Source organism: Agromyces sp. Y182, from assembly GCF_059445385.1.
Genome location: NZ_JCAIUF010000001.1, coordinates 1,363,304 through 1,383,532 on the forward strand (window position 1 = coordinate 1,363,304; position 20,229 = coordinate 1,383,532).

Below are 20,229 nucleotides of genomic sequence, written 5' to 3' on the forward strand. Positions count from 1 at the left end.
ACGCTACGCCGCACCGCCGACAGCGCGCGAGCCGCGGCATCCGTTCATCGCACCTACTACCCCTTGACGGCGCCGCCGAGGCCGGCCGAACGGAGGAACACCCCCTGGAAGACGAGGAACAGCGCGACCGGGATGAGCGTCGAGATCGCGAGCGCGGCGAGGAAGACGTCGAGCTCGATCGAGCCCTGCACGGCCGGCAGCCGCACCGAGAGCGGCTGCACCGCGGGGTCGGGCAGCACGAGCATCGGCCAGAGGAAGTCCTTCCACGCCGCGATGATCGCGAAGACCGAGACGACGCCGAGGATCGGCTTCGACATCGGCAGCACGATCGACCAGAACAACCGGAACGGGCCTGCGCCATCGGTGCGCGCCGCCTCGAACACCTCTCGCGGGAGGGCGTCGAAGAAGCGCTTGACGAGCAGGATGTTGAACGCGTTGGCCGCGGCCGGCAACCAGACCGCGAGGTAGTTGTTGAGCAGTGACACGTCGCCGGGCAGCGGCGGGTTCACGATCGTGAGGTACAGCGGCACGAGAAGCACGACGGCCGGGATGAACATCGTCGCGAGGATCGCCCCGTTCAGGATCGGCCCGTACTTCGGCCGCAACACCGACAGCGCGTACCCGGCCGTCGTCGCGACGAGCAACTGGAAGAACCACGAACCCGCCGCGATCACGATCGTGTTCCAGAAGAACTGGTCGATGTGCACCTCGACCCAGGCGGCCTGCAGGTTCGCCCAGTCGATGCCGTTCGGCCAGAGCGCGAGGGGTTGGCGCAGCGTGTCCTGTGTCGGTGTCACCGCCGACTTGGCGAGCCAGAGGAGCGGGCCGAGGCCGACGACGACGAGGCCGGCGAAGAGCACGAGGTGCACGCCGCTCATGCCGAACTTCACGCTGCGCTTCTTGCGCTCGTACTCCGAGACGATTCCGCGGTCGCCTTGGTCGTCGTCGGTTCGCTTGGGCCTGCGGGGCTTCAGGGAGAGACGGGGCAGACGGATGTCCCGTGCGGTCGTCGTCATGAGGCGCTCCAGCGGTTCGTGAGCTTGAAGTAGAGCCAGCTGAGGAGGGCGAGCACGATCGCGAGCATCACGCTGAGCGCCGTCGCCTCGCCGTAGTCACCGCCGAGACTGTTCTGGAACGCGTACCGGTAGATGAGGAGCAGGACCGTCACGGTCGCGTTGTTCGGCCCGCCGCCGGTGAAGAGGTACGGCTCGAGGAACACCTGCGCTGTGCCGATGATCTGCAGGATCAGCATGATGAAGAGGATGCCGCGCAGTTGCGGCAGGGTCACGTGCCAGATCTTCTTCCAGATCGACGCCCCGTCGACCTCTGCGGCATCGTAGAGCTCGGGCGGCACCGCGAGCAGCGCGGCCAGGTAGATGATGATCGATCCACCGGCCGCCGCCCACGTCGCTTCGAGCACGAGCGAGGGCATCGCGGTCGCCGAGGACTGCAGCCACGGCTGCGGCGGGATGCCGACCCAGCCGAGCACGGTGTTGAAGAGCCCGGTCGGGCTCGCGTCGTAGAAGACCTTCCAGAGCAGCACTGCGACGACCGGCGGTACGACCACCGGCAGGTAGGCGAGCGCACTGTAGAATCCCTTGGCCCGGCGCACCTCGCTCATCAGCACGGCGACGAAGATGGGCAACGGGAAGCCGAAGACGAGCGCGAGCCCCGCGAAGTAGAGAGTGTTCGCCACGGCGGTGCCGAGCAGTGGGTCGCTCAGCACGTTGACGAAGTTGTCGAGGCCGACCCAGACGGGCGGGTCGAGCAGGTTCGTCTTCTGCAGGCTCATGATGACCGACGCCGCGATGGGCGACCAGCTGAAGATCCCGAACACGAACAGCATCGGCGCGAGGAAGACGAGGGTCGAGAGACCGCCGCCGCGCACCCAGGTGCGTAGGTTCCTCGGGCGCTTTCGGTGAGTGGATGCCGCAGCCGGCGCGTCCTTGTCGGCAGCCGGTGCCGCGGTGGGCGATTTCGCGGTGAGGGTCATGTGGATTCCTTCATGAGGGTCGCTGGTCGAGGAGCGCGAAGCGCGTATCGAGACTCGGGGGTCTCGATACGCGTCCGACTTCGTCGGGCGCTCCTCGACCAGCGGTCGGGGTCACTCGTCGAGCAGGGCCTGCGCCTCGGTGTTCGCGGTCTCGAGCAGCGCGTCGATGTCGGCGTTCTGGTCGGTGAGCACCGCCTGCACCACGGGGTCGAGTAGTGCGTAGATCTCCTGCGTCTTGCCCTTCGGCTCACCGACGGGCGTCTGCTCCCAGATGCCCTCGATGAACGGGGTCATCTGGTCGCGCGGCACGTTGATGAACGGCTCGATCCAGACGAGCGACTGCTCGTAGGCCTCGCGGTTCAGCACCGGCAGGAGCGGGGTACCGACGGCCTGGTCGCTCGCGGCGAGTGTCTCGGCGTCGAGCACCGCTGCATCCTCGGTCAGGAGCTTCTGCATGTAGTACCAGTCGATCCAGGTCACCGCCGCGGCCTTCGTCTCGTCATCGACCGTGGGGCTCACGACCGCGATGTCACCGCCGCCGAGCGTGCCGCCGCCGTCTTCGACGGGAATGACCGTGAGGCCGTAGTCGTCGGGGTTCAGCGAGAAGTCACGCACGAGGGCCGTGTAGATGTCGGAACCCGTGGTGTACATGCCGATGTTGCCGGCCGCGAACTCCTGGTTGATCGAGCCCCAGTCGAGCAGGAAGTTCGACCCGAGCGAGTTGTCCTCCCAGCGCAGCGTCTGCAGGAACTCCAGCGCAGCCTTCGTGCCGTCGTTCGCGATCGTCGACGTGTAGGTGCCGTCGCCGTTGTCCTCCTGCGTCGAGCCGCCACGTGCGACGGTGGCGGCCGTGAGCTGCCAGCCGCCCGTGTTGTTCTGCGTCATCTGCATGTACCCGGCCTTGCCGGTCTTCTCGGCGATGGTCTTCGCGGCCGCACGGACCTCGTCCCATGTGGTGGGCGGGCTGTCGGGGTCGAGTCCGGCCTCCTCGAAGAGCGTGCGGTTGTAGTGCAGGCCCATGGCGTAGGCCTGACGCGGGAATCCGAAGATGCGCCCCTCGGAGTCGGTGACGCCGTCGAGGATGACGGGGTTGAAGCTGTCGGTGTAGCCGAGCTCCTCGATCTCGTCGGTCACATCGGTGAGCTGGCCGTTCTCGAGCAGCGTCTTCGAGTCGGTGAACGGCACGGTGAACACGTCGGGGAGGCTGCCGCCGGCGAGCTGCACGGCGAACGTCGGCCCCTCCCACTCGTACTCGACGCCGATGATGTCGATGTCGGGGTTGAGCTTCTCGAATTGCTTCTCCTGCGCTTCGAACGCTTCGTACGCTGCGGCGTCGGCGCCGGGCGGGAACGTGGCCACGCGGAGCTCGGTCTTGTCGCCGTCGGTGCCTCCGGAGCTGCAGGCGGCGAGTGCGCCCACCATCGCGAACGCGGCGATGCCGGCGATCACGACCTTTCTTGGTGACTTCATTGTCCAGTCCTTTCGGTGCTGTGTTCAGGTGTGGTGAGGTGCAGTGCCGCGACGTGGTGAGCGCTGCGGCCTCGACGGTCAGGCGGATCGGTGGAGCCAGACCGTGGAGTCGGGAGGGAGCAGCCCGCCGACGAGCGGGGTGCTCGAGAGCAGGATGCTCTCGTGTTCGGGCAGGGCGATCGCATCGCCGCCGAGGTTGGTGACGCTCACGAAGTCGTCGCCACGCTGGAAGGCGATCACGTCGGGTTCGCTCTCGAGCCAGGTGAGCGAACCGTCGCCGAGCGCGCGCTCACGACCACGGATGCGCAGCGCTTGGCGGTAGAGCCAGAGCATCGAGCCCGGATCGGCCTCCTGCGCTTGCACGGTCAGCGCGGCCCAGTCAGCGGGCTGCGGCAGCCATGGGCGAGCGGATGCACCGGCGGGGCTGAACCCGAAGGGGGCCTCTCTGCCGCGCCAGGGCAGGGGCACGCGGCATCCGTCGCGGCCGGGGTCGACACCGCCTGAGCGGAAGTGCATCGGGTCCTCGAGCACCTCGCGGGGCAGCTCGGCCTCGGGAAGGCCGAGCTCGTCGCCCTGATAGAGGTAGAGCGAGCCGGGCAGAGCTGCGGTGAGCAGCGCGGCGGCACGGGCGCGGCGAGTGCCGAGCTCGAGGTCGGTGGGGGTGTCGAAGCGCTTCTTCGCGAACGCGAAGCTCGAGTCCTCACGGCCGTACCGCGTGACCGGGCGGGTGACGTCGTGGTTCGAGAGCACCCACGTGCTCGGGGCGCCGACCGGCGCGTGCGCGGCGAGCATGAGGTCGATCGAGCCGCGCAGCTCGCCGGCATTCCACGGGCGCGACATGAAGTCGAAGTTGAAGGCCGTGTGCATCTCGTCGGGGCGGAGGTAGGCCGCGAAGCGGGCGGCATCCGGAACCCAGACCTCGCCGACGAGCACTCGAGTGCCCTCGTAGGAATCGGCGATGCGCCGCCATGAGCGGTACACCTCGTGCACCTCGTCGCGGTCTTCGGTGGGGTGCTGCCCCGGTGCGGGCTGTTCGGGAACCTCGGGCAGTGACGGGTCCTTGATGAGGAGGCCGGCCGAGTCGATGCGCACACCGGCGACGCCGCGGTCGAACCAGAAGCGCAGGATGTCCTCGTGCTCGCGGCGTACGTCGGGGTGGTTCCAGTTCAGGTCGGGCTGCTCGGGGGTGAAGAGGTGCAGGTACCACTCCCCCGGCGTGCCGTCGGGGTTCGTCGTGCGGGTCCACGTGTCGCCCTGGAAGTTCGAGACCCAGTTCGTGGGCATCTCGTCGCCGTTCGGGCCCTTGCCCGGGTGGAACCAGAAGCGCTCGCGCTCGGGCGAGCCCGGGCCGGCATCGAGGGCGGCCTGGAACCACGGGTGCTCGCTCGAGATGTGGTTGGGCACGACGTCGACGATCGTGCGAATGCCGAGTTCGAGTGCCTCCGAGATGAGGAGCTCGGCGTCTTCGAGGCTGCCGAAGGTCGGGTGGATGTCGCGGTAGTCGGAGACGTCGTAGCCGCCGTCGGCGAAGGGCGAGGGGTACCAGGGGTTGAACCAGAGGGCGTCGACGCCGAGTTCCTTCAGGTAACCGAGTCGGCTGCGCACGCCGCGAAGGTCACCCGTGCCGTCGCCGTCGGAGTCGGCGAAGCTGCGCACGTAGACCTGGTAGATCACGGCGCTGCGCCACCAGAGGGGGTCGGGCGCGACGGTTGCCGGAACCGTCGTGGCGTCCGTGAGGTGCATGGTCACGCTGCGGGTCTCCTCGTGTCGACGGGGTGGCGCGCGACGTCAGGGAGACGACGGCGTCTTGCACGTCAACGTAGTGAGAGCAACAGAATGATGCAACTATTCGACAATTCAGCAAAAGTTTGCGATGCCTTGCGCTGAATTGCGGCACCTGCTTGCCGAATTCACGCAAGCGGGGTGAAGCGGGCTCAGCGTCGCACGGGCGCCGTCGAGCCGCGCACCACGAGCTCGGGGGCGAAGAAGACCTCGTCGCCGATCGCCCGTTCGCTCGACATCTGCCGCATCAGCAGATCGATGATCGTCTTGCCCATCGCCTCGATCGGCTGCCTGACCGTGGTGAGCGGCGGCTCGGTGCACGCCATGAGCGCCGAGTCGTCGTAGCCGATCACCGAGACGTCGTCGGGCACTCGCAGCCCGGCCCGCCGCACCGCCCGGATCGCACCGAGCGCCATCGGGTCGCTCGCACAGACGATGCCGGTGACCCCGGCCGCGAGCAGTTTCGTCGCCGCCGTCTGCCCCGACTCCAGTGAGTACAGCGAATGCACGACACGGTCGTCGCCGAGCTCGATGCCGTGCCGCTCGGCCATGCGGAGGGCGGCCTCGTGCTTGCGGCGCGAGGGAATGTGGTCGCTCGGCCCGAGCAGGATGCCGATGCGCTCGTGCCCGAGCTGCACGAGGTGCCCGAAGGCCTGCTCCATCGAGGTCGCGTCGTCGCACGAGACCGTCGCGAAGCCGATCCCGTCGACCGGCGCACTCACGAGCACGGTCGGCAGCTTCAGCTCGCGCAGGCGCTCGTAGTGGTCGTGGTTCGCGTCGGCCTGGGTGTATGCCCCGCCCGCGAAGATCACCCCCGACACCTGCTGGTGCAGCAGGAGCTCGACGTAGTCGGACTCGGAGATGCCACCGGCGGTCTGGATGCAGAGCACCGGCGTGTAGCCGTTCTGGGCGAGCCCGCCCCCGATCGCCTCGGCGAGCGCGGGGAAGATCGGGTTCTGCAGCTCGGGCATGACGAGTCCCACCAGCCGCGCCCGCTCGCCGCGGAGCTTCGTCGGACGCTCGTACCCGAGCACGTCCAGCGCGGTGAGCACGGCGTCGCGTGTCGACGCCGAGACGCCCGGCTTGCCGTTCAGCACCCGGCTGACGGTGGCTTCGCTGACTCCGACCTTGCGCGCGACATCCGCGAGTCTCCTCGACATGCCCGCCATGCTACGGGAGGCCGCGCAAGAACTCGACAAGCGATCGGATGCCGCGGCGCACCGTGTCTACGAGAACTCGCTCGCGATCTGGCACCTGACGCCCGCGCCTTTTCTGTGCCGCGGAGCGCACGGCGGCTAGAGTGCGAACATGGGCAAGCTCATCTACAACTCTTCGTCACGTGAGATCGAGATCGACGATCGCACCCTCGCCCACTTGCGCGTGGCGATCCTCAACAAGCTCCGTCGCTCCGAGAGCTTCGCCATGACCTGGGAGCACGGGGTCGAGAACGGCAGTGGGCGCACGACCATTTGGTTGCACGAGTCCATCCCGCTGCAGTTCGTCTTCAGTGGCAACCGGCCGCCCGTGCTGAACCGGCTGTGGATCGAGCAGCTGCTGCTCTCGGCCAACAGCACTGCCGGCCTGCACTTCGTGCCCGAACCCGATGAGAGCGAGCAGGTCGAGGGCGAGTAGCCGATTCGCCGAGCGTGCGATCGTTCGGGCGAACGACCCGGCGTCAGTCGACCGGTTCGATCTGCGTGCGCACGTAGTCCTGCTCGGCCGGTGACAGCCGAACCGGTGCCGGCGCCTCCGTGAGCTCCTCGATCTCGCGTGCCGTCTGCACGTCGAGCACGCCGTCGAGTTCGGCGAGCACTCGGTGCTTCGCCACGATCGAGAGTTGCGGCCACCATCGTTCGATCAGTGCGAGCGGCCGCACTTCGACCGGCTGCTGTGTGTTCTCGGCCATCGTTGCCTCCCGTTCTCCGCCTCCGTGAAGCGGACGGCTGTGCGCGCTCAGGTCGGCTGCGACTCCTCGTTGCCGGACTCGACTTCTTGCACGTCGACCTCTTGCACGTCGACTTCTTGAACGTCGACTTCTTGAACGTCGACTTCTTGAACGTCGACGCCGACCTGCACCGGCTGGTCGGGGTTCATCGGGATCGGGTCGGTGTCGAGATTCTCGGGCACGAGCCGGACACCACCGGTGCTGTTCGCCGAGCGCATCAGGGCTTCGATCCACTGGCGGCTGAGCTCGGGCGCCACGGGTTCGTCGAACACGAAGCGCAGCGGGATCGAGGCGTGCAGCCAGAGCGTACTCCGCCCGCGAGGCTGATCATCGTTGTGCTGCCACGAAAGCGTGAACGACTCTCCTCGGCGGAGCTTGGTCGTGATGGCGACTTTCAGGTGCGCGAGGGCACGGTCCTCGATGCCGATCGGGGTACCGGAGTCGCCGTAATACAAGGTTCCCACGCCACCAGCATACGACGTCGGCACGCAGAACGGGCGACCCGAAGGCCGCCCGTACTGATGAAGTGCGTCGCGGGTCAGGCCGTACGGTTCCCGCTGATGTAACGAACGAGGAACACGATGACCGCGATGACCGCCAGTGCGATGCCGACCCAGATGAGGAAGTTCAGCGCGGGGACGACGCCGCCCGTGATGAGCAGCACGACTGCGGCGATGGCGATGATGGCGACGAGGATGTTCATGATCTCTCCTTCATATGTTCCGCGCTCGTGATCGACGAGCGCGGCGAGTGGTTCGGTGCCCGACAGGCAGAACCTCGAGACGGGGGTACGCCTCGTGCTCTCGACGCTAAGGGAGTGTCACGTGGCGGGGCTAGGGGTTGACCCCCCTTCGCGCCGCGTGATACCTGAAGGCCGCCAGCGGCAGCCGGCCCCGTCGGTGCTGGCCGCGGCTGCACGCCTGTCAATCCCCTGACGCAAACAGTGGAGCGCGCGTACGGTGGCTGTGATCTGAGGAGGTCCCATGACCAACGATCGCCCGACCGATCACCTGAGCAACGATCTGCTCATCGATCCGACGACGAAGCACACGACTGACCGGTTCCCGAAGCAGGAGCAGGAACCACCCGGCCTCACCGAACGGATGATTCCCCTGCCCGATCACGGTGAGCAGAGTTATCGCGGCAATCGACGGCTCGAGGGGCGGCGGGCGCTCATCACCGGTGGTGACTCCGGCATCGGGCGGGCCGTCGCGATCGCCTTCGCTCGAGAGGGTGCGAGGGTCGCCATCGCCTATCTGCCCAGTGAACAGGAGGACGCGGACGAGACCGCGAAATGGATCTCGGATGCCGGATCCGACCCGCTGCTGCTGGCGGGCGACCTCCGGAACGAGGACCACAGCAAAGAGCTCGTCGCTCAGACCCATCAGGCCTTCGATGGCATCGACCTGCTCGTGCTGAATGCCGCCCACCAGCGCGAACGCAGCGGCATCGACACGATTCCGACCGACGACTTCGAGACCGTGATGCGCGTGAACCTCTTCGCACCGGTCTTCCTCGCACGTGCCGCGGTGCCGCTCATGGACGCCGGGTCGAGCATCATCACGACGACGTCCATCCAGGGCTTCGATCCGTCGTCGGCGCTCGTAGACTACGCGATGACCAAGGCGGCATTGGTGGCGTTCACGAAGGCCCTCGCCGAGGAACTCGGACCACGCGGCATCCGAGTCAATGCCGTCGCCCCCGGACCGATCTGGACGCCGCTCATCCCCGCGACGGGCTGGCCCGACGCGCTGCCGGAGTTCGGGCACAACACACCGCTCGGTCGGGCAGGGCAGCCTGCGGAACTCGCCGGCGCCTACGTGTACCTCGCCTCGGACGAAGCGTCGTACGTCTCGGGGGCGATACTGCCCGTCACCGGCGGTCGTGGGCTGTGAGAGGAGACGCACCATGCCAGGACGAAGGAACGCATCGCTGAAGGATCCCGAGCTCTACGAGGAGCTTCGCGACGACGGCGCCTCGAAGGAGAAGGCCGCTCGCATCTCGAACGCCGCGGCGGCGCAGGGCCGCAGCGCGGTCGGCCGCAAGGGCGGCCAAAGCGGCGACTACGAGGACTGGACCGTCGACGCGCTGAAGAAGCGCGCGAAGGAACTCGGCCTCACGGGTTACAGCGGCAAGCGCAAGGCCGAACTCATCTCGGCGCTGCGCAACCACTGACCGCCCGACGCCGATGCCGCGCCTCAAGCGGGTCGAGCCCTACGTCTCACCCGGATTCACTCGGGTCAGGCGGGGGCACGGCTTCGCCTACGTTCACCGCGACGGCGGCGCCGCCGGCCGGGCCGAACGCGCACGAATCGCCGATCTCGCGATCCCACCCGCCTGGCAGGAGGTCTGGATCTCCGACGCTCCGAACGCGCACATCCTCGCGGTCGGTGTCGATGCGGCGAGCCGGCGGCAGTACCTCTACCACCCCGCGTGGCGCGAGCGTCAGGACGCCGAGAAGTTCCTGCGGATGACCGCCCTCGCCGAGGTGCTGCCCAGGGCCCGGCGAACAGTCGCTCGTGACCTCGCGCTCGACGGACTGCCTCGCGAGCGGGTGCTCGCCGCTGCCTTCCGCACCCTCGACCTCGGCGCCATCCGCATCGGCTCGGAGGAGTCGCTCGCCGGCTTCCGCAACCGCGGCCTCACGACCCTGCTCGTGCGCAACGCCGTGCTCGACGACCGCGAGACCGTGCGGTTCCGTTTCCGCGCGAAAGGCGGCCTCGCACAAGACCTGCGGGTGACGGATGCCTCGCTCGCCGCGTTCGTCGAGCGAGCGGGCGAACGCTCGGCCGCCGCCCGTCTCTATGCCTGGTCCGCCGGGCGGGCGATGCGCGCCGCAGTACCGGTCGACGTGAACGACGACATCCGTGATCGAACGGGCGGCGACTTCACCGCCAAGGACTTCCGCACCCTGCGGGGCACCGCCGCGGCGGCGGACCGCCTCGCCGAGCTCGGGCCGGCGGCGACCGCCCGGGCTCGCACCGCCGCGATCCGCGAGGCGATCGAAGAGGCATCACGCGTGCTCGGCAACACGCCCGCGATCGCTCGGGGCAGCTACGTCGACCCGCGGGTGCTCGTCGCCTATGAGCAGGGGGCTGTCGTGGCATCCGGGGCGAATCGCGAACGCCGACTGCTCGAGCTGCTCGGGCCGGCGGGCGGCGACGACGCCTGACGGATGCACGACGGCGGCCGTCGGTGACCAGCCGACCCGCCGCGGCTCACGCTTCGCGCACGACGTCGGCCGGCGACTTGTCGGGCCGCAGGCCCCGCCAGCGCGGATGCCGCGCAACCCCGGTGCTCGTCCAGTCGCCGAGTTCGATCTCACCGACGAGGGCCGGGCGCACCCAGACCGCGTCGCGCGTGTCTGTCGCGGGCACCTGTACGAACGGCGACTCCGCCTGCTCGAGCGGCTGCAGCGCCGCGAGCAGGCGGTCGAGGGCGAGCTCGCCGAGTCCTGAACCCACGCGCCCCGCGTACTCGAGCCCGTCGTCGCCGGGGATGCCGATGAGCAGCGAGCGGATGCGGCCGGTGCGCGTGCCGACCCCGCGACGGTAGCCGCCGATCACGACCTCCTGAGTGAGGGTGAGCTTGAGTTTCAGCCAGTCGGCGCTGCGGGCTCCCGGGCGATACCGGGAGTCCGGCCGTTTCGCGACGAGCCCCTCGAGACCGAGTCGGCGGCTCTCTTCGAGGGCATCCGCCGGTGCGCCGGTCGCGGGAGCCGGCACTTCGACCGGCACGCCGCGTTTCATGCGCACAAGGCCCGCGAGTCGCGCGCGGCGCTCGCGGTACGGCTCGTCGATGACCGGTCGGCCGCCGACCTCGAGCACGTCGAACAGCAGCAGACGAACCGGCACGGATGCCGCGACCCGTTCGATCTCGCGAGGCTTCGTGAGGTTCATCCGATGCTGCAACCGACCGAAGTCGGGGCGGCCTTCCGCGTCGAGCGCGACGATCTCGCCGTCGACGAGCGCGTCGCCTCGGACGACGTCGGGCAGCGACGCGAGTTCGGGGTAACGGGCGGTGATGTCGACCCCATTGCGGCTGAGCAGTCGCACGCCTCCCGCCTCGGTGCGCGCGAGCACGCGGATGCCGTCCCACTTCCACTCCAGCGCCCACTCCTCGCCTGCCAGCATGCCGAGGGTGGCAGCGGTCGCGAGCATCGGGCCTTGGGTGATCGGGCCGACCCTGCCCGTCGATCGAGGCGCGTCGGTCGCGGCAGCTTCGGTGACCGCGGGCCCGGGCGCGGGCGCGGACGGAGCGCCCGACGACCCTTCGACAGCCTCAGGAACCGATGGACGCGCATCGAGACCCCCCGAACCGCCCTCCCGGGCCGGTCGCGCGGCCGTCTGGTCCTTCATCCGATGCAGCAGCCACGAACTCTTCTCGCCCTGACCATCGGTGCGAATGAGGGCCAGGCGCACCACGCCGCCGAGCGGCCCGCCGGGTTGCCCGTCGACATCGATGATGATCTCGTCGTCGCGCCACTTCTCGGTGGCGTAGGTGCCTGCGTCCCAGATCGTCATCGACCCCGCGCCGTACTCGCCCTTGGGGATGGTGCCCTCGAACGTCGCGTACTCCATGGGGTGGTCTTCGGTCTGCACCGCGAGATGGTTGGTGCCCGAACCTTCGGGCACGCCTTTCGGCACCGCCCAGCTCTTCAGCACGCCGTCGCGCTCGAGCCTCAGGTCGAAGTGCAGGCGCCTCGCGTGGTGCCCCTGGATCACGAACCGCGGCGCTCCCCCGGGCGGCTTCCCCCAGGCCGACGCGGGCATGGGCTCGGGTGTGACGCCCGTCTTGCGCATGGAGAGGTAGTCCGAAAGCGGGCCGTCGTGGGAGCGCTCGACGACGACCCGCATCGGGTCGCCCGACTCGGCGACCCTTGCGAGCACTTCGGATGCCTCGAGCTGACGAAGCTCGGAGTCGTCGAGCTCTTCCCAGCTGCGCGGCGCCGCGACCGTCGGCCGCGGTCGTCCGCGAAGCGAGTACGGCGCGATCGTGGTCTTCTTGCCGTTGTTCTGGCTCCAGTCGATGAGCACACGCCCGGTGCGGAGAGTCTTGCGCATGCTCGAGACGACGAGTTCGGGGTGGTCGGCCTCGAGCGCTCTCGCGAGTTCGTGCGCCACCGCCGAGACCTGGTCGGAGCTCTGCGAGCCGTCGAGCGCCGCATACAGGTGGATGCCCTTGCTCCCGCTCGTCACCGGCATCGCCTCGAGGCCCATGCCCGAGATGAGGTCGCGCACGAGGCGGGCGACCTCTGCGCACTCGGCGAGCCCCATGCCTTCACCCGGATCGAGGTCGAACACCATGCGATCGGGATTCGCCGGCTCACCGTCGGCGTCGAAGCGCCATTGGGGCACGTGCAGCTCGAGTGCCGCCTGCTGCGCGAGCCACACGAGCGTCGCGCGATCGCCGGCGATCGGGTACGACTTGTCACCGTCGGAATGGTGCTGCACACCGCGGCGCACCCAATCGGGGGCGTGCTCGGCGAGGTTCTTCTCGAAGAACGGCTGCTCAGGGGCATCCGCGGTGCCGACGCCGTGGACCCACCGCTTGCGCGTCACCGGCCGCCCGGCGACGAGGGGCACCATGACGGCGGCGATCTCCGCGTAATAGGAGATCACCTCGCCCTTCGTCATGCCCGTCTCGGGATACATGACCTTGTCGAGGTTCGTCAGCCGCAGGCGGCGGCCATCGACCTCGACGAGCTGCCGCGCGCCATCGGCCATTCCCCCATCCTGTCGCAGCCGCCATCGAGAGTGCAGGAAATGTCGCTCTCAGCCGGGAATTCCAGCAGATTCCGCACTCTCGATGCCGGTCGGCGCTGACGAGAGGGTGATGCGGGGCTATCGCGAGGACGTGCGGCTGGTGTGTACTGGAGGCATGCGAGCCGTCTGGAAGGGGGCGGTCACATTCGGCCTCGTCAATGTGCCCGTCAAGTTGTACAGCGCCACCGAAGACCACGACGTGTCACTGCACCAGGTGCACGACGAAGACGGTGGGCGCATCCGCTACCAGCGCAAGTGCGAGGTCTGCGGCAAGGTCGTCGATTACAAGAACATCGACAAGGCCTACGACGATGGTGAGCAGACGGTGGTGATCACCGACGAAGACCTGAAGTCGCTGCCGGCCGAACGCAGCCGCGAGATCGAGGTCGTCGAGTTCGTGCCGAGCGATCAGATCGACCCGATCATGTTCGACCGCAGCTACTACCTCGAACCCGACTCGGTCTCGTCGAAGGCGTACGTGCTGTTGCGCGAGACGCTCGAATCGACCGATCGCACGGCGATCGTGCAGATGGCGCTGCGCCAGAAGACCCGCCTCGCGGCGCTGCGCGTGCACGGCGACGTGCTCATGGTGCAGACGCTGCTCTGGAGCGACGAGGTGCGCGCGGCCGAATTCGCGTCGCTCGACGAGCCGGTGAAGATCTCGGCGAAGGAGCTCGACCTCTCGAAGCAGCTCGTCGAGAGCCTCGTCTCCGACTTCGCCCCCGAGCAGTACGTCGACGAGTACCAGCAGGAGCTGCGCACGCTCATCGAGGCGAAGCTCGAGCAGGGCGAGGGCGTCGACACCGCCGCGACGTTCGGCGAAGAGCCCGAAGAGGATACGGGCGGCGAGGTCATCGACCTCATGGAGGCGCTGCGCCAATCGATCGCGGCGAAGCGCGACGGCGGCGGGTCGAGCAAGGGGTCGAGCAAGGGGTCGAGCAAGGGCTCGGGCACGAGTTCGAGCAAGGGTTCGAGCAAGGGTTCGAAGTCCGCGAAGGAGAAGGCCGACACGAAGGCATCGGGCACGCGAAAGCGCGCGGCCTCCGAGTGAACGGATGCCGCGCGCTCATCACGTGCGTGGGTTGACCGAGTTGTGCGCCGGCGAGCCGCGCACGCGTGAGCGGCGTGACTCGGCCGGCACAATTCAGCCGACGAGGGTCACTCGGCGGCGCACACCTCGGTGACCTCGGCTGCAGCGGTCTGGATGCCCTCGGTCTGCGCAGCCTGAGCATCGGCGTCGACTTCTGCCCCGGCCTCGACGTCGGCCTCGGTCGGCAGCGTCGCTGCCCAGTCGCTCGCGTCGTCGAGCTTCTCTTGAAGCGCATCGAGAGACTCGGCGAGCGCCGAATCGTCGGCGGCCTCTTCGTCGAGTGCATCGACGCGCTCGGAGAGCCCGTCGAGGTACTCCTGCAGCTCGACCGGGTCGGTGGCCGTGAGGATCGCGTTCTGCGCACCGTTGGAGATGTCGCGCACCTCGACGCGCACCACCTCGCACGGGTCTGCCGACGCCTCGGCTTCGCCATTGCCACCTGAGGCACAGCCCGAGAGCAAGAGCGCGCCGGCGAAGACGAGCGCCGCGGTTTTCAGCAGTCTGGACGACGGCGCTGTGGATGTCATGATTCGTTGCATGGTTGCAATTCCCCCTGATCTAGGTACCCGGAGAGTCTAGCGAGAGGCTCCGACACGGCGTCGGCCGGTCCGGCCGGTCCGGCCGGTCTGGCGGGTCTGGCGGGTCTGGCGGGTCTGGCGGGTGGCGCAGCGTCGATGGTCACACGACCGCGGCCTGCGAGACCGACTGCGAGAGATCGCCGGCAACGCTGTTCCCCACGATGCCGTCTGGCGCTGCCTCGCTGGCTCGCTCACCGCAAACATCCCAGGGTACTCGGATGTGATATCGTTACCAAACTTCGCCCGCTTCGAAAGATGCGGGCGGATTCGAGGCACACACCACAGCGGTAGTTACGTAGGCCATCAAGGAGGATGCAGCATCCATGACACGCAATCAGATACGTCTCAAGCGTCTCGGCGCGCTTGCAATAGCCGCCGCACTCGTCGCCGGATTGGGAGCCTGCTCGCAGGGTTCGGCCAGCACTCCACAGGGTGCATCCGGTGGTTCGGCACTGACGCTGAACGGTGACCGGGCCGACTTCGTCGATGCATACACGGCCGCGGGCGATGCGCTCGAGTCGCTTGGCGATCTCGGCATCGACCCGCGCAACGTTCCGTCGACGGAAAACTACCAACAGGTCATCCGGTCGTCACTCCGTACCGACAGCACGACCGATCTTGTCAAGTGGTGGAACGGCTACCGCCTGCAAGACCTCGCTCGCTCGGGCGGACTCGCCGATCTCTCTGCCGAGTGGGACAAGGCCGTCGACGAGGGGTGGGTGAACCCCGACTCCGAAGCCGACTTCTCGTACGACGGCAAGGTCTACGGCATGCCCATGTACAAGAGCTTCTGGGTGATCTTCTACAACAAGCACGTCTTCGCAGACGTCGGAATCCAGCCGCCCACGACGTGGGATGAATTCTTGTCGAACAACGACAAGATCAAGGCCGCCGGTGCGACCCCGTTGTTCGCCACGCAGGAGGCCGGCTGGACATCGTTCATCTGGTTCGAGGAGATCCTGTCGAAGTCCGACCCCGAGTTCTACGCGAAGTTGATGAACGGCGAAGCGAAGTACACCGACGAGCCGGCACAAGAGGCACTCCGCACGTGGGGCGATCTCTACGCGAAGGGCTACTTCACGGCGCCCGACATCGCCTGGGACAACGAGCCGGCCCTCTTCCAGGAGGGCAAGGTCGCGCAAGTGCCCATGGGCACCTGGCGCAACGGCATCTTCGTGACGAACGGCATGAACGAGGCCGACTACGGGGCCTATCTCCTCCCCGTCGTGAAAGACGGCGTGAAGCCGTCTGTCATCACCGAATCCGGCGTCATCTCCGTGGCCGAGAAGTCGGCGAACAAGGAAGCCGCCGTCGAAGCGATGGGCGATTGGCTGAGCCCGGATGTGCAGTCGGTCTGGGCGAACGCGATCAAGGACACCTCGGCGAACCCCGAGGTGGTGACCGACGATCCGGTGCTGGCATCCGTGAGCGAGCAGGTCACCGCGCAGAAGCCCACCGAACTGGTGCGATTCTGGGAGGCCAGCCCGCCGCCCCTGATCGAAGGCGGCGTGCAATACCTCGCGAGCTTCATGGTGAATCCGACAGACGAGAACATCATGCCCACGCTCGAGAAGCTGCAGACACTCGCCGATTCCGAGTGGGCGAAATGGAAGGCCGCTGAGTAGTGAGCACTTCCACCGCTGAGCGAACCACGACCGGGGCGGGGAGCATTCAAGCTTCCCGCCCCGTCGGGCGCGGGCCGAAGCGCCACCGCCTGAACCCTTTCGGTCACATTCGGTCGGTGCCGTTCCTCCTTCCCGCCCTCGCACTCGTGGGCATCCTGCTGCTCATCCCATTCATCGCGACCCTGTACCAGAGCCTGACAGCGGACAACGGTTTCACCTCGTCCTTCATCGGACTCGACAACTACGTACGCCTGTTCCAAGATCCAACGTTCTTCCAGTCGCTTCTCAACACGGTGATGTGGACCGTGGGTACGCTCATCCTCCCCGTCGGGCTCGGTCTTCTGATCGCCGCTTTCACCAATTCGATGCGTGGCGGTCGATGGATTCGACTCGCCTTCGTGCTCCCCTACGCGCTCTCGGGCGCGGCGACCGCCGTCATCTGGGGCTTCATCCTTCGATCCGACGGCGCGCTCAATCAAGCGATCTCGTTCTTCGGGTTCGCCCCATCGGCTTCGGGCTGGTTGCTCGAGTGGCCATCGAACACGATCGTGATGATCATCGCCAACACGTGGCAGGCCACCGGGGTCACCGTCATTCTCTTTCTCGTCGGCCTCCAAGCGATTCCGCCGGAAACCGTTGAAGCCGGTCAACTCGACGGCGCCAGGGGTATGCGCCTGTTCTGGCATGTTGTCCTGCCGCAGCTTCGACCCGTCACCATCGTGGTGATCGGCATTTCGATTGCAAACAGCCTGCGCGTTTTCGACCTGATTTGGCTGCTCACGAAAGGCGGGCCCGGCGGAGTCTCGGAGACCCTCGCCGTCACGATGTATCGCCAAACGTTCATCGTCAGCGACTACGGTTACGGCGCTGCCGTCGCCGTCGTTCTCGCCGTCATCGTCGTCGCCACGTCGTGGGTATACCTGCGCCGCCAATTGAAGAGGAGCTGACCGTGATCGGACGCATCAGTCGAAACGTCTTCATCACCGTCATGGCGGTGCTCTGGTTGATTCCCGTCTACCTCATGATCGTCAATGCGTTCGTGCCGGCGAGCGATTACACCGGTGAACCGACGTGGCTCCCGAGCGGCTTCGGATTCTTCGACAATCTGGCGATCGCCTGGAACGAGTCGGGCCTCGGCCTCGGCATGCTGAACAGCTTGATCTATTCACTCGTCTCTGCCGGTGCAGCGGTGCTCGCCGCCGCCCTCGCCGGCTTCGCCGTTGTGATCATGCCGACGAGGCGGCCGACGCTCTGGTTCTGGCTGATCTATCTCGGCACCTTGCTGCCGTTGCAGGTCTTCCTCACACCGCTGTTCAAGGCCTACGTTTCGACGAAGCTGTACGACACGAGCCTCGGCATGATCTTCATCTACGCCGCGATCTGCGTGCCCTTCGCGTTCTTCATCGTGCGCAACTTCCTCACAACGTTGCCTCCCGAGATCACCGAGGCGGCACAGCTGGATGGCGCGGGCTGGAGCAGGCTGTTCTTCAGAATCCACCTGCCGCTCATCAAGTCGTCGCTGTTCGCCGCGTTCATCTTCCAATTCACCTGGGTGTGGAATGACTTGCTCTTCGGCATCACGCTCACCACGAGTCCCGATCGTCGTCCGGTCATGGCAGCACTGGCCGAAATCAGTGCAGGTTTCTCGAGCCTGGGCCCGCCGGTGGTTCTCGCCGCGGCAATCGTCGCTTCCCTGCCGACCGTCGTGCTCTTCCTCACCTGTCAGCGCTTCTTCGTCTCCAGCCTGAAGGCGACAGGCTAGGCGGGTACGTACGCGCTACGAGTGAAGTTCGCCGACCTCGACCGGCAGCTCGACCAGACGAGGCGAACTCTCCGAAACAGTCCCATCGAGACGCTCGAAGAGCATGCGGGCGGCCTCCGCACCGAGTTGCTTGGGATCGTGCGAGACCATGATGAGCGGCACGTGCATCATGTCGGCCAGCTCGACGTCGTCGAACCCGACCAGCGTCGGCGGTTTCGGCGCATCAGGATTGTTCTGGCGGGTGCCGATCGCTTGAAGCGCACCGATCGTGTTGCGGTTGTTCGCACTGAAGACTGCTGTCGGAGGCACCGGCAAGTCCAGTAGGGCTTCCATTGCTCGGCGTGCGGCCGCGGCGTCTTGCTGACCACGGAAGACGAGCTCCGCCTCGGGCACGAGCCCCGCCTCGGAGAGCGCCCGGCAGAAGCCCTCGAAGCGACGTCCAGCGGAAGAGACCGACACGAGATTGCCGAGGAAGGCGATGCGGGTGTGACCCGCATCGATCAAGCGGCGCGTGCTCTCATACGCTCCTTGCACGTCGTCGAGCAGCACGGTGTCAGCGGCCACGCCCTCCACCGTTCGCGAAGCCAGAACGAGGGGGAGGTTGCCGAGGCGATGGGCGCTGAGGTGCGCGGACGCACCGCCAGTGGGAACGACGATCAGACCCTCGACCTGCCTGCCGACGAAGTCGGACACGAGCTGTTGCTCGCGCGACACGTCCTCCCCGGTGTTCCCGAGAAGTATGCGTCGCCCGTGCTGGGAGGCGACTTGCTCGACCCCGAGCGCGAACTGACCATAGTAGGGATTGCCGAGGTTCGTGATGGCCACCCCGATCAAGCCTGAAGAGTGGCCAGGGCGGATGCTTCTGGCGTTCTCGTTTCGGTGGTAGCCGAGTTCGGCGACCGCGGCGAGAACCTTCTCTTGCATTTCGGCGCGAACATTCTTTCCGCCAGACAGCGTGCGGGACACCGTCATCGGGCTCACCCCGGCAAGCTCAGCGACCTCTTTGACCGTGGGCATGCCCGATACGCCGCTCTCGATATTGCTCATTGCGATCCTCACCAGTTGGCCGAAGGTGGCACCCTTTGCTCGATGATAACGTTAGCAATTCGGCATGCGCGTCGTCGTGATGCCCACACAACCATCTTCGGCTCGACCGTGGGATCTTCCGTGATTTGGTATCGTTATCAGACCTCGTGGATGCTTGTGGAAAGGTGGACTCATGCGTTCCGATCTCCGGCATTCACGCGCCGACCCCCTGCCTCCCGTTCGAGAGAAGGAGCGCGAGCGATGACCCAACGCGGCCCAGGACTGCCGGTGCTCGAGATCGGGGGCACGCATGTGACCGCTGCGCTCGTGGACCCTCACCCGTGGGGAGTCCGACCCGGATCGGAGTCGCGCGCTGCGATCCGCGCTCAGGGAACCGTCGAGGAGCTCTTGGCGGACCTCCGTCGAGCCGCACAGACACTGCCGGCCTCTGCAGCGACTCGATGGTCGGTGGCCATTCCGGGACCTTTCGACTATCGCCGAGGCATCGGACTGTTCGAGGACGTCGAGAAGTTCGACAGCCTCCGCGGAGTGGACGTTCGTGCCGCGTTGATGACGCTGATCGAACCGACGCCCAGCTCCGTGCACTTCCTGAATGATGCGGATGCCTACGGCATCGGCGAGTATGCGGCAGGCGCCGGCCGCGGGCACGAGCGGCTCATGTGCGTCACGCTCGGCACCGGTGTGGGTTCCGCCTTTCTCGTCGGCGGCGAACCGATGAACGACGGACCTTCCGTGCCGCCCGACGGCAGTGTGCATCTGCTCGAATTCGAAGGCAGACCACTCGAAGACACCGTGTCGCGTCGAGCGATCCGCGCCGCCTTCGTCGCGGCATCCGGAATGGATGCTGAAACCGCCCCCGACGTGCACGAGATAGCAGCCTCGGCCCGACAAGGCGATGCCCTAGCCGCGAGAGTGCTGACAGACGCGTTCAGCGGCCTGGGCTCTGCGCTTTCCGGCGTCGTGTCAGCTTTCGGTGCGGATGCACTCGTGATCGGCGGCTCGATGTCGCGGTCCTGGGACCTCGTCGAACCGGCGATTCGCACCGGCCTCGACCGCGCCGGCTTCTCGTCGAGCGCGCTCCCCCTGCTGCCGGCAGAGCATCCGGATGACGCACCGATCATCGGGGCTGCGTTCTGGGGAGCACGGCACCTCGGCGACTGAGGTGCCGTGCT

General features: G+C 67.1%; 20 protein-coding genes and 1 pseudogene. 10 read left to right on the forward strand and 11 right to left on the reverse strand.

What is annotated here, in order from left to right:
• Window positions 1–56 precede the first annotated feature (56 nt).
• From AC1C2R_RS06310 to AC1C2R_RS06330, 5 genes are all read right to left on the reverse strand, one after another.
• Entirely contained in the window at window positions 57–1,016 is a 960-nt protein-coding gene (locus AC1C2R_RS06310; RefSeq protein ID WP_495379369.1) for a carbohydrate ABC transporter permease, read from the reverse strand.
• The gene (locus AC1C2R_RS06315) at window positions 1,013–1,993 is read right to left on the reverse strand and encodes a carbohydrate ABC transporter permease (protein ID WP_495379370.1); all 981 of its coding nucleotides are present in this window, start codon (window positions 1,991–1,993) and stop codon (window positions 1,013–1,015) included. The genes AC1C2R_RS06310 and AC1C2R_RS06315 overlap by 4 nt, the downstream gene beginning before the upstream one ends.
• 111 nt (window positions 1,994–2,104) lie before the next feature.
• Window positions 2,105–3,463 (reverse strand): ABC transporter substrate-binding protein, encoded by a 1,359-nt coding sequence (locus AC1C2R_RS06320; protein WP_495379371.1) that lies wholly within the window; start codon window positions 3,461–3,463, stop codon window positions 2,105–2,107.
• Window positions 3,464–3,541: 78 nt separating this feature from the next.
• Window positions 3,542–5,206 carry a glycoside hydrolase family 13 protein gene (locus AC1C2R_RS06325; RefSeq protein WP_495380381.1) on the reverse strand — a complete coding sequence of 555 codons (1,665 nt, stop codon included), beginning with the start codon at window positions 5,204–5,206 and terminating at the stop codon, window positions 3,542–3,544.
• Between the two features lie 191 nt (window positions 5,207–5,397).
• A complete protein-coding gene (locus AC1C2R_RS06330) occupies window positions 5,398–6,405 on the reverse strand; it encodes a LacI family DNA-binding transcriptional regulator (protein ID WP_495351662.1) in 1,008 nt (335 codons plus the stop codon).
• On the opposite strand from AC1C2R_RS06330, the gene AC1C2R_RS06335 reads away from it, so the two are divergent.
• Complete coding sequence (locus AC1C2R_RS06335; protein ID WP_495379372.1) at window positions 6,404–6,544, forward strand: hypothetical protein; 141 nt, start codon at window positions 6,404–6,406, stop codon at window positions 6,542–6,544. The genes AC1C2R_RS06330 and AC1C2R_RS06335 overlap by 2 nt on opposite strands.
• Window positions 6,545–6,553: 9 nt before the next feature.
• Window positions 6,554–6,877, forward strand: coding sequence for a DUF7882 family protein (locus AC1C2R_RS06340; protein ID WP_495351664.1), 324 nt, complete (start codon window positions 6,554–6,556; stop codon window positions 6,875–6,877).
• Window positions 6,878–6,920: 43 nt separating this feature from the next.
• Here AC1C2R_RS06340 and AC1C2R_RS06345 read toward each other — a convergent pair whose 3' ends face one another.
• The 3 genes and pseudogenes from AC1C2R_RS06345 to AC1C2R_RS06355 form a co-directional block, all read right to left on the reverse strand.
• Window positions 6,921–7,151 (reverse strand): hypothetical protein, encoded by a 231-nt coding sequence (locus AC1C2R_RS06345; protein WP_495351665.1) that lies wholly within the window; start codon window positions 7,149–7,151, stop codon window positions 6,921–6,923.
• A 203-nt stretch (window positions 7,152–7,354) separates the two neighbouring features.
• Window positions 7,355–7,654: pseudogene (locus AC1C2R_RS06350) on the reverse strand (DUF7882 family protein); the annotation flags it as partial.
• 74 nt (window positions 7,655–7,728) lie between these two features.
• Window positions 7,729–7,893 (reverse strand): hypothetical protein, encoded by a 165-nt coding sequence (locus AC1C2R_RS06355; RefSeq protein ID WP_495351666.1) that lies wholly within the window; start codon window positions 7,891–7,893, stop codon window positions 7,729–7,731.
• 280 nt (window positions 7,894–8,173) lie between these two features.
• Here AC1C2R_RS06355 and AC1C2R_RS06360 point away from each other — a divergent pair, with 280 nt between their 5' ends.
• From AC1C2R_RS06360 to AC1C2R_RS06370, 3 genes are read left to right on the forward strand one after another with little or no spacing between them, the layout of a single operon-like run.
• Complete coding sequence (locus AC1C2R_RS06360; protein WP_495351667.1) at window positions 8,174–9,085, forward strand: SDR family oxidoreductase; 912 nt, start codon at window positions 8,174–8,176, stop codon at window positions 9,083–9,085.
• Window positions 9,086–9,098: 13 nt separating this feature from the next.
• A complete protein-coding gene (locus AC1C2R_RS06365; protein ID WP_495351668.1) occupies window positions 9,099–9,365 on the forward strand; it encodes a DUF7218 family protein in 267 nt (88 codons plus the stop codon).
• A 13-nt stretch (window positions 9,366–9,378) separates the two neighbouring features.
• Window positions 9,379–10,362, forward strand: a complete 984-nt coding sequence (locus tag AC1C2R_RS06370; protein WP_495379373.1) for a DNA topoisomerase IB — start codon at window positions 9,379–9,381, stop codon at window positions 10,360–10,362.
• Between the two features lie 46 nt (window positions 10,363–10,408).
• Here AC1C2R_RS06370 and AC1C2R_RS06375 read toward each other — a convergent pair whose 3' ends face one another.
• The gene (locus AC1C2R_RS06375; protein ID WP_495379374.1) at window positions 10,409–12,916 is read right to left on the reverse strand and encodes an ATP-dependent DNA ligase; all 2,508 of its coding nucleotides are present in this window, start codon (window positions 12,914–12,916) and stop codon (window positions 10,409–10,411) included.
• A gap of 154 nt (window positions 12,917–13,070) precedes the next feature.
• Between AC1C2R_RS06375 and ku the strand changes: the two genes are divergently transcribed.
• Window positions 13,071–14,006 carry a non-homologous end joining protein Ku gene (ku, locus tag AC1C2R_RS06380; protein WP_495379375.1) on the forward strand — a complete coding sequence of 312 codons (936 nt, stop codon included), beginning with the start codon at window positions 13,071–13,073 and terminating at the stop codon, window positions 14,004–14,006.
• A 107-nt stretch (window positions 14,007–14,113) separates the two neighbouring features.
• Here the strand turns inward: ku and AC1C2R_RS06385 are convergent, their stop codons facing one another.
• Complete coding sequence (locus AC1C2R_RS06385) at window positions 14,114–14,572, reverse strand: hypothetical protein (protein ID WP_495351672.1); 459 nt, start codon at window positions 14,570–14,572, stop codon at window positions 14,114–14,116.
• A 374-nt stretch (window positions 14,573–14,946) separates the two neighbouring features.
• On the opposite strand from AC1C2R_RS06385, the gene AC1C2R_RS06390 reads away from it, so the two are divergent.
• From AC1C2R_RS06390 to AC1C2R_RS06400, 3 genes are all read left to right on the forward strand, one after another.
• Window positions 14,947–16,248, forward strand: a complete 1,302-nt coding sequence (locus AC1C2R_RS06390; protein ID WP_495379376.1) for an ABC transporter substrate-binding protein — start codon at window positions 14,947–14,949, stop codon at window positions 16,246–16,248.
• A gap of 116 nt (window positions 16,249–16,364) precedes the next feature.
• Window positions 16,365–17,195 (forward strand): carbohydrate ABC transporter permease, encoded by an 831-nt coding sequence (locus AC1C2R_RS06395; RefSeq protein ID WP_495351674.1) that lies wholly within the window; start codon window positions 16,365–16,367, stop codon window positions 17,193–17,195.
• A gap of 2 nt (window positions 17,196–17,197) precedes the next feature.
• Window positions 17,198–18,010 (forward strand): carbohydrate ABC transporter permease, encoded by an 813-nt coding sequence (locus tag AC1C2R_RS06400; RefSeq protein WP_495351675.1) that lies wholly within the window; start codon window positions 17,198–17,200, stop codon window positions 18,008–18,010.
• Between the two features lie 15 nt (window positions 18,011–18,025).
• On the opposite strand, the gene AC1C2R_RS06405 is transcribed toward AC1C2R_RS06400, so the two are convergent.
• Window positions 18,026–19,057, reverse strand: coding sequence for a LacI family DNA-binding transcriptional regulator (locus AC1C2R_RS06405; protein ID WP_495379377.1), 1,032 nt, complete (start codon window positions 19,055–19,057; stop codon window positions 18,026–18,028).
• A 240-nt stretch (window positions 19,058–19,297) separates the two neighbouring features.
• On the opposite strand from AC1C2R_RS06405, the gene AC1C2R_RS06410 reads away from it, so the two are divergent.
• Entirely contained in the window at window positions 19,298–20,218 is a 921-nt protein-coding gene (locus tag AC1C2R_RS06410; protein WP_495379378.1) for an ROK family protein, read from the forward strand.
• The last annotated feature ends 11 nt before the right edge of the window (window positions 20,219–20,229 follow it).